The sequence below is a fragment of the Vicinamibacteria bacterium genome (assembly GCA_035620555.1).
Classification (GTDB): Bacteria; Acidobacteriota; Vicinamibacteria; order Marinacidobacterales; family SMYC01; genus DASPGQ01.
The window spans coordinates 1-8,282 of sequence record DASPGQ010000570.1; the positions used below are offsets into that span (position 1 = coordinate 1).

At 62.3% G+C, this 8,282-nt stretch carries 8 protein-coding genes; 5 read left to right on the forward strand and 3 right to left on the reverse strand.

The genetic code is table 11. The features are described 5' to 3' along the window. Window positions 1-1,683, forward strand: a 1,683-nt coding sequence (locus tag VEK15_23050; GenBank protein HXV63597.1) for a DUF5916 domain-containing protein, incomplete at its 5' end; no start/stop codon positions are given. 24 nt (window positions 1,684-1,707) lie between these two features. Here the strand turns inward: VEK15_23050 and VEK15_23055 are convergent. Further along, complete coding sequence (locus VEK15_23055) at window positions 1,708-3,111, reverse strand: S1 RNA-binding domain-containing protein (GenBank protein ID HXV63598.1); 1,404 nt, start codon at window positions 3,109-3,111, stop codon at window positions 1,708-1,710. A gap of 389 nt (window positions 3,112-3,500) precedes the next feature. Here VEK15_23055 and VEK15_23060 point away from each other — a divergent pair, with 389 nt between their 5' ends. The 3 genes from VEK15_23060 to VEK15_23070 all read left to right on the forward strand — a co-directional run bounded on the left by VEK15_23060 (window position 3,501) and on the right by VEK15_23070 (window position 5,439). Further along, window positions 3,501-3,800 (forward strand): DUF1330 domain-containing protein, encoded by a 300-nt coding sequence (locus tag VEK15_23060; GenBank protein ID HXV63599.1) that lies wholly within the window; start codon window positions 3,501-3,503, stop codon window positions 3,798-3,800. A 261-nt stretch (window positions 3,801-4,061) separates the two neighbouring features. After that, window positions 4,062-4,562 (forward strand): hypothetical protein, encoded by a 501-nt coding sequence (locus tag VEK15_23065; protein HXV63600.1) that lies wholly within the window; start codon window positions 4,062-4,064, stop codon window positions 4,560-4,562. 433 nt (window positions 4,563-4,995) lie between these two features. Beyond that, window positions 4,996-5,439 (forward strand): cupin domain-containing protein, encoded by a 444-nt coding sequence (locus VEK15_23070; GenBank protein ID HXV63601.1) that lies wholly within the window; start codon window positions 4,996-4,998, stop codon window positions 5,437-5,439. A gap of 156 nt (window positions 5,440-5,595) precedes the next feature. Here the strand turns inward: VEK15_23070 and VEK15_23075 are convergent, their stop codons facing one another. Both VEK15_23075 and pfkA read right to left on the reverse strand, forming a co-directional pair. After that, window positions 5,596-6,495, reverse strand: a complete 900-nt coding sequence (locus VEK15_23075; protein HXV63602.1) for a prenyltransferase/squalene oxidase repeat-containing protein — start codon at window positions 6,493-6,495, stop codon at window positions 5,596-5,598. Then, complete coding sequence (pfkA, locus tag VEK15_23080) at window positions 6,495-7,469, reverse strand: 6-phosphofructokinase (protein HXV63603.1); 975 nt, start codon at window positions 7,467-7,469, stop codon at window positions 6,495-6,497. Before pfkA ends, VEK15_23075 begins: the two co-directional genes overlap by 1 nt. Window positions 7,470-7,637: 168 nt before the next feature. Here pfkA and VEK15_23085 point away from each other — a divergent pair. Next, the coding region (locus VEK15_23085; GenBank protein ID HXV63604.1) for an ABC transporter permease at window positions 7,638-8,282 on the forward strand (645 nt) is incomplete at its 3' end.

Sequence of the window (8,282 nt, forward strand, 5' to 3'; positions counted from 1 at the left end):
GCCAATATCCTCTCTTTCTCTCTGATGGGTGGAGACGGCGACTTCGCCCAGGACAATCTCTTCTACTCGCGCCGCATCGGACGCGCCCCTCAACGTTCGATCGATCTCGGGGACGACGAATACGAGTCGGCGCCGAGGAGCACGACGATCATTGGAGCTGCCAAGCTCACGGGAAAGACGCACGACGGCTGGTCCGTGGGGATGCTGGACGCCGTGACCGCGGACGAGTACGCGACAATCGATACTCTGGGCGTACAGCGGCAGGAAGTCATCGAGCCGCTCAGCAACTATCTCCTTGCCCGGGTCCAGAAAGACATCGACAAAGGGAACACCATTCTGGGCGGGATGTTCACCGCGACCACCCGCGAAGGGGAAAGTGCCGATCTCTCCGAATTGCATCGATCCGCCTACACCGGCGGTCTCGATTTCCGCCACAACTGGAGCGATCGGACTTATTACTTGAACGCCAAGGCGGTCTTCAGCGAGGTACGGGGCGATCCGGCAACGATTCTCGCAACCCAGGAATCTCCTCAGCGCTACTACCAGCGACCCGACGCCGACTATCTGAGCGTCGATCCTCTCCGAACGTCGTTATCGGGATACGGAGGGACCTTTGACGTGGGGAAAGAAGGAGGCGGACACCTCCGCTTCTCTGCCGGAACCACGTTTCGCTCCCCGGGACTCGAGCTGAACGACGTCGGATTTCTCCGGACTGCCGACCAGATCATGCAGTGGTCCTTCGTGGGGTGGCGAATCTGGGAGCCTTTCTCGATCTTCCGCAGCCTCAATATCAACGTCAACCAGTGGCGCGGCTGGGATTTCGGTGGCACGAACCTATTCGATGGCGGCAACGTGAACGCGCAACTGCATTTCCGCAACTACTGGTTCCTCGGGTTGGGGCTCAGTCGTGACGGTGAGTCGATATCGAACCACGAGCTGAGAGGCGGGCCGTCGCTCCGGCTCCCCGGCGGCTGGGGTAATTGGTTCAACGTCCGTTCCGATAGCCGGAGGCGAATCGGCCTCTACGTCGGAAGCTGGAATTTCTGGGGCGACAACGATTGGCAGAGGATGACCGAGATCTGGTCGGGCATCACGCTACGGCCGGTGAGTGCGGCCTCGATCTCTTTCGAGCCCAACTGGAGCCGTCGACGCCGTACGCTCCAGTACGTGGAGACGGTCGATGCCAACGACGGTGACCGGTACGTATTCGGAAGCATCGATCAGTCCACGTTCGCCCTGACCGTGAGGCTGAGCTACAGCGTCACTCCCGATCTCTCGATTCAATACTACGGCCAGCCTTTTCTTTCGAGCGGCGGATATCAGGACTTCAAGCGAATCACCACTCCGCAGGCGTCAGGCTTCGACGACCGCTTCGATGTCTACGATCCGACCGAGCTGTCCTTCGACGCCTCGAGCAACGAGTACGTGGTCGATGAAGGGCCGGACGGAGCGAACCTTTATCGGTTCGAAAACCCGGATTTCGATTTCCTCCAGCTCCGCTCGAATCTGGTGCTCCGTTGGGAGTACACGCCCGGCTCCACGCTATACGTCGTCTGGTCCCAGGATCGCACGGGCGACGAAGCGGCGGGTGGTTATTCTCTCGGCGAAGGTCTCGGCGAGCTCTACCGCATCGCTCCGTATAACGTCTTACTGGTGAAGGTCAGCTACCGATTCGCGCTCTAGCAGGCTGACGAGCGTCGAGCCCCTTCACTCGCCGCTCTTCTCGATGGCCCGGCGAAGACTGTCCGCCAGAGAGCCGAACCCGCCGCTGCGGGCCTGGTCCTCGTCCTGCCGAGCCGCGTAATCGCGAGCCTCCTGTTTTTCCTTCGCTTCGATGAGCGCTTTGCGACTCAGCCGGATGCGGTGGCCGGCGGGATCCACCTCCACCACCATGACCTCCAGGTCGCTTCCCACGGGGAACACTTTTCGAAGGTCGCGGTCTCGGTCAAAACCGATCTCCTCTAGCGGTATGAGTCCGGTGCTACCCGGCCCGAGGTACACGAAAACGCCGTAGCTCTCGTGGCGCTCTACCTTCCCGGTGAGACGCGCCCCCGGCCGAATGATTTCCGCGCGCTCCGCCCTGACCGATCCTTCGGGGACGACCGCGACCCCGATCCTCTTGCGCTCGGAATCGATGCTCAATATCTCGACCGCAACACGCTCGCCCGGAGTGACCCCGGCCTTCCATCCGTCCGTCTTCCCCGTCGGCGGGAAAGTCGATGCGTGCGCCAGGCCCTCGATGCCCGACGCGACCTCGATGAAGGCACCGAAGTTGGCCAAGCGTGTGACATGCCCCATCAGGACCTGCCCGACTCGATAGGTGCTGTCGACGGTCGACCAGGGATCCGCCTGAAGCTGCTTCAGTCCGAGCGAGATTTTCCCCTTGCCTTCGTCCACATGCAGAACCTTGACCGTGATCTCGTCTCCCGGCTGCACCACCGTCGTCGGGTCCGTCACCCGAGACCAGCCCATTTCCGAGACATGAAGGAGACCTTGCACACCTCCCCCGAGGTCGACAAATGCGCCGTAGTCGCGCACCGAGACGACCCTTCCGGGAAGAACGGCGTCGGGAACGACCAGCTTCCGAACCTCCTCGGCACGCGCCTGCTCCTCTTCTTCGAGAAGAGCGCGCCGCGACACGACGATGTTCTTGCCTTCTTCTTTGTACTCGACGATTCGGAACGCGTAGACCTTGCCGAGGTGGACGGATGGATCCTCGGTGTATCCCGTTTCGATCTGGGAAACGGGACAGAAGGCACGCTGGCCGGAGAAGCGAACCTCGAGGCCGCCTTTCACGACCTCCTCTACCCGACCCTCGACGGGAAGACCGGACTCGAAGGCCTCTCGGAGCGCTTCCCGGGTGGCAGCGTGGCGGGCCAGCTTGTGCGACAACTTGAGACCCGCCGACCTCGAGACCACGATTCCCTTGACGGTGTCCCCGACCGAGACCTCGACTTCACCGTTCGCATCGGTCAGCTCCTCGAGGTCCATCGTCGCTTCACCCTTGCCGCCCACGTCCACGAACGCGACATCGGTGCCGAGAGCGACCACGGTCCCGGTGACCTCATCTCCTTCCCGGAAGGACTTTGGCTGGAGAGACTCCTCCAGCATGCGGGCAAAATCTTCTTCTTCGGGATCCTGGCCAGGCGGAGTCACACCGCGAGACTAACACAGCGCGGATGCAAGATTACAGGCCCAACCTACGCTCTCGCAACGAAGTACCGAGGGTGGCACACGGGTTGGTGGGTGCGGTTTTCTCGCGCCACCGGCTTGGAGAGCTATGATTGCACCGCTTTTCTAGCGCGGCCGGGTGACCATCTTGTGAGGACGCGGCTTTCGCCCCGAGCGGCGCGTCGTCTGACTCGCGCAGGCAACTGTCGGACTCCGATACATGCTACGCTCAACGAACTCCGTGTAGCAGCGGATGCGTCACGTAAGGCGGTGTAGACTCAGTCCTGAACATCCCAACCCACTCGATTCCGACGGGAGGAGGAGAACACTTGGCTGCGTATTTCGTGTTTCACAACCGCATTCATGATGCGGAGAAGATGCAAGAGTATATCCCGAGAGCACTCGAGACGATGGCGCCCTACAATCCCGAGATCGTGATTCTCGATGAGAATTCTCAAGTGATTGAAGGGCAGACGACATTTCCGCGCACGATCGTCCTCAAGTTCGAGTCGCGCGACGCTGCGATGGCCTGGTACAACTCACCTGCATACGAGGCGGTGCGCCCCCTGCGCCTCGAGGCGACAGAAGGTTTTGGTGTCCTCGTTGATGGATTCGTTTTGCAGAAGTAGTAACGTTCCCAGTGGGTATCTATTCTTACGACGACCGGGCTGACAGCATCGGATGCAGCTCGGGGTGGGCTTGGTACGCAGGGATCTGATCGCCGTTCTCATCAGTGCCGCGTTGCGCGTCGAAGAAGAGTCATCGGAAAGCCGGGTGCGGCCAGCCCTGCCTTCGATCGCGCCAGAAGAAATTCGCCGTGCCGCGACTCGACGCCAGTGTTATCCAGGACCTGCACTTCGCCATGACAGCAAGTTCCCGAGGGGGTACTGATGAGCGCAAATGTTGCCCTGTTTGAGTTCATGATTGGTGACTGGAACGTCGATTTCCACCGCCTGCCGGTGGGAGCGAAAGTCGGCCGTCACGCCATCGCCAAGGTCGGTTGGTTTCTTGACGGCACCGCGATCCTGGACGAATGGCGGCATCTCGACGAGTCTGGCTCCGTGAACTTCCGCGGCGCAACGTTCCGAACGTACATACCAGACAGGGACCTGTGGTACATGCTCTGGATGACGCCCGCGGTCGAGGGCTTCAGCGAGCTTTATGCGCGCGGCGTGGGTGAGGAGGTCGAGACCACAGGAAAGGGCAAGGATTCGGCGGGCGATTTCCTGGAACGGGGCAAATACTGCGAGATAACCGACAGCGCATTCTCGTTCGTGCTGGAGCGTTCATATGAGAAAGATGGGTCCTTCATCCCCTTCGTTTCGTTTCGCGCCGCTCGCATGACAGCGGCCAAACACGCGGGAGGTAAGCCTCTGGCCCGCCGCAGCTGACGCATCAGGAGCAGTTGGCGAGTCGCGCTGGCGATGAGGGCGCGAGACCTAGCCCGAGTCTAAGCACAGGTCGTGGGCCTGGGAAATGATTGAATCTTGATTTTGAAGTCGTGATAATCGGCGAGGCACCACCAGGAGGCTTGGAGTGAATCAGCGACTTCGAGTGACCATCTGTGCGTTCAGTTTGGCGCTGGCGTCGGCGGCGTGCTCTCCAGGTCCGGCTCCACCCGCTACAGAAGTCGAAAGCAAGCCGACTCCCCCGCCGGAACCTGTCGTGAACCACTTGCCGTCCGATGCGCAGGCGGGAGAGAGGATCGAGCACGGCGAATTGATTCTTGACGTCGATGACGCGAGAGGGCAGCTGCACGCCCAGCATCATCCTCACAAGGTACTAGAAACACGACAGGTGCCGGGACCATTCGAAGCACCCGCCATGACTGACGTCAAGGATTTCGCGCTGTCGAAGAGCGATCTGGATGTGATCAATCCGGGGCCAGGCGAGTACGTCCACGTCATGGAGGGGCAGAGGCACGGCTACCAAAACCTGACCATCGGAATCACCTATACGGCACCCGGCGGCGCCCCACCGATGCATACCCACATGGGCGAGGAATCCCATGTGCTCCTGAAGGGGCAGAAGGTCCTTTATGCCCTGGGCGAGCGGATGTTTGTCATGGAAGGACCGTACATCGTCAACATCCCGCCCATGGTGCCTCACTCGTTCCAGAACTTGGATGAGGAGGTGGCGGAGCTCGTCGTCATTTTCCCGACCAATGTGTGGGAGTACGACGTTCTTGACTACTTTCCGTTTGCCACTCCCGAGGCCAAAGCACTGGCGGAGGCAACCGGTGATCGAGTGGTTCCCCGAGTACCCTGACCTCGATACGGCCGAGCGCCGGCGCGTGACGCTCGCCCACGTGCTTGCCATGACGTCCGGGCTGGAATGGGCACGAGGATCCTGCGCGACCACGTGATTCCCGCGGTCAAGAACAACATTCAGTCCGGTTGCCCCGGTTCGAGACTTCGAGGCGGGTCAGCGGAGTGACCGCGTACTGAGAAGCGCTAGCGTGGCCCAGCCCGTGGTCGAGATGTATTGAGCGTAGCTCTGCTGGCCCGCGGGGCGGGTGGTCTCGGGCCAGCTTCCGTCCTCTAGCTGCCGCTCCAGCAGGAAGCGTCGGCCGTCTTCGATCCAGTTGTTGCCCCCGGCGACGCCTTCGAGTGCGAGCATGACGAGGGCCGTGTCGAACGGCTCGGGGGAAGCCACGAGATGGGGTCCCCACCCTCCCGAGGGCGCCTGGGCTTTCCCGATGATGTCGACGCACTTGCCACAGGCCGTGTCGACACCGATCAACACCGCCGCGGCATCGACCACGGTTTGGACCTCCAGATTCTGCAGCCAATCACTTGCACGGCGAACGGCATCGGCGTGGCGCTTTCGGTCAGCCTTCTCCAGAACCCGTTTCGCGACCGCAGTGGCGAGCGGCCGTCCGTAGGTTGCGGGCGAGCCCAGGCTGGCGCTCGCATCGAGCCTCCAGGAGCCATCGACACCCTGATCGGATGCGACGATCTCCGCCGCCCGCTCGAGAGTCGAGCGGTCCTCGATGAGCCCGGCATCGACGGCACTCGCCAGGGCCGAAGCGAACTGGATGCGAGCGAGAACGGCGTCGTCGAATCCTCCCCCGCCGCCCTTGTCGTCCCATCGCTTGGGACGAGCGAGCCAATCGAGAGTCTCGGAGAGAGAGTCATCAGGCACCGAAAGCCCCGCGCTCTTCGCCGCGATCAGCGCCCGTGCCGCATCCCCGTTGTTGTGACAGGAAAAACACCCGTTCTCTCGGGGCCACTTGGGCACCTCGCGCGCGAGGAACTCGATTGCCCGTAACTCGGGCGTCTCAACAGGAGCGAGAACGACGAACAACAGAGCCAGAAGAGCCATCACTTCGCCAGAATGGGAAGGAGTTTTTTCAGAAACGGATCCAACGGCTTCTTCTTCGACCAGGTCGATTCGAGGGGCGTCGTCACGAGCTCACCCTTTACCTCCCCCACCATGACGCCATTCTTCCCCTCGACGATGGCCTCGACGGCGAACGCGCCGAGCTTGGTGGCCAAAATGCGATCGCGCGCGGTCGGTCGGCCGCCTCTCTGGATGTGGCCGAGGACGGTCACGCGCGACTCGAGCCCGGTGCGCTGTTCGATCTTGCGGGCGACCTCGAAGGCGTCGCCTTCCTCGTGTCCCTCGGCAATGATGAGGATGCTCATCGCTTTGCCGCTCGCGCGCGCGGTCATCAAGTGCTGGCAACAATCGTCGATCGAAGAGATCGATTCGGGCACGAGTGCCTCTTCGGCTCCACCTGCCGTAGCCACGTCGAGCGCGATGAACCCCGAGGACCGACCCATGACCTCGACGAGGAACAGCCGGTCGTGAGAGCTCGCGGTGTCGCGGATCCGGTCGATGGCCTCGAGGGCGGTGTTGAGAGCGGTGTCGAAGCCGATCGTCTCGTCCGTTCCCCAGATATCGTTGTCGATCGTGGCGGGAACGCCAATGATGCGTCCCGGCCAGATCTGTCCGAGCGCGTGCGCACCGCGAAAACTGCCGTCGCCCCCGATGATGATGAGCGCCGAGATTCCCCGGGCTTCCAGGACTCGGCGAGCGCGCTCTCGTCCCGCGGGTTCGAGAAACTCGGCGCACCGATCGGTTTTCAATATCGTGCCCCCGCGCTGGAGAACGTTGGCCACGCCTCGGGGCAAGAGTGCGACGGCGTCTTCCTGGAGCAGGCCGGTGAAGCCCCTCCGAAACCCGACGACGTCGAAGCTTCGGTAGGCCGCCATGCGCACCACGCTCCGGAGCGCGGCGTTCATTCCGGGGGCATCCCCCCCGCTCGTGAGAACCGCGAGCGCAGTCGAATCCACAGGTATGGAGATTATATCGTGGCGTTCACGGCGCCCAGCGAGGCGAGCGAAGTCGCACAGAAAGCTGCCTCCGGCTGACCGCTGGCGGACAGGTGCGACAGCCGATCGCAGGAAAATCAGCCAGGCCCGCGGGATGCACGTGGCATACGGCTTGCTTAAGGCCTGGTTATGGACCAGCTTCGACAGGACCTATCTTTCGCGCTTCGCTCTCTCGGGCGTAAGCCGGCGTTCACCGTTCTCGCCGCAGCGATGCTCGCTCTCGGAATCGGCGCGAACACCGCGATCTTCAGTGTGGTGAACGCCGTCGCGTTGAGGCCGCTCCCGTACGAAAACCCGGAGGCGCTCTTGTATATCGGAGCAAGCCGGGACGGGGAGCTTTTGGCCCTGTCCGCGCCCGAGTTTCTCCGGCTTCGGGATGAGTCGCGCGCTCTCGAAGGCGTTGCCGTCGCCGTCGAGACCCACCTGAACTTTCTCGGTGAGGACGCACCGGAGCGCATTTCCGGAGCGCGGATCTCGGCTAACCTCCTTCCCGTGCTCGGAATCGAGCCGATCCTCGGACGCAACTTCGCCCCAACGGAGGATCAGGAGGGAGCGGATGCTGTGGTCCTCATGACCCATGCCGCGTGGCAGCGGAGGTTCGGCATGGACCCGAACATCCTCCGCCGGCATCTTCAGCTCAACGGGCGCTCGCACGCTGTCGTCGGAGTCCTTCCACCGGGGTTCGCGTTCCCCACCACGGGCGTCGAGCTCTACGTGCCCGCGGCATTCAGCGAGATGGAGCTTTCGAATCCCGGCGGACACTTTCTCGACGGT

Excerpts from the sequence above, each read along its gene's own strand:
- VEK15_23065 (HXV63600.1), top strand. The coding sequence starts at position 4,062 with ATGAGCGCAAATGTTGCCCTGTTTGAGTTCATGATTGGTGACTGGAAC.
- VEK15_23070 (HXV63601.1), top strand. The coding sequence starts at position 4,996 with ATGACTGACGTCAAGGATTTCGCGCTGTCGAAGAGCGATCTGGATGTG.
- VEK15_23075 (HXV63602.1), bottom strand. The coding sequence starts at position 6,495 with ATGGCTCTTCTGGCTCTGTTGTTCGTCGTTCTCGCTCCTGTTGAGACG.
- VEK15_23055 (HXV63598.1), bottom strand. The coding sequence starts at position 3,111 with ATGCTGGAGGAGTCTCTCCAGCCAAAGTCCTTCCGGGAAGGAGATGAG.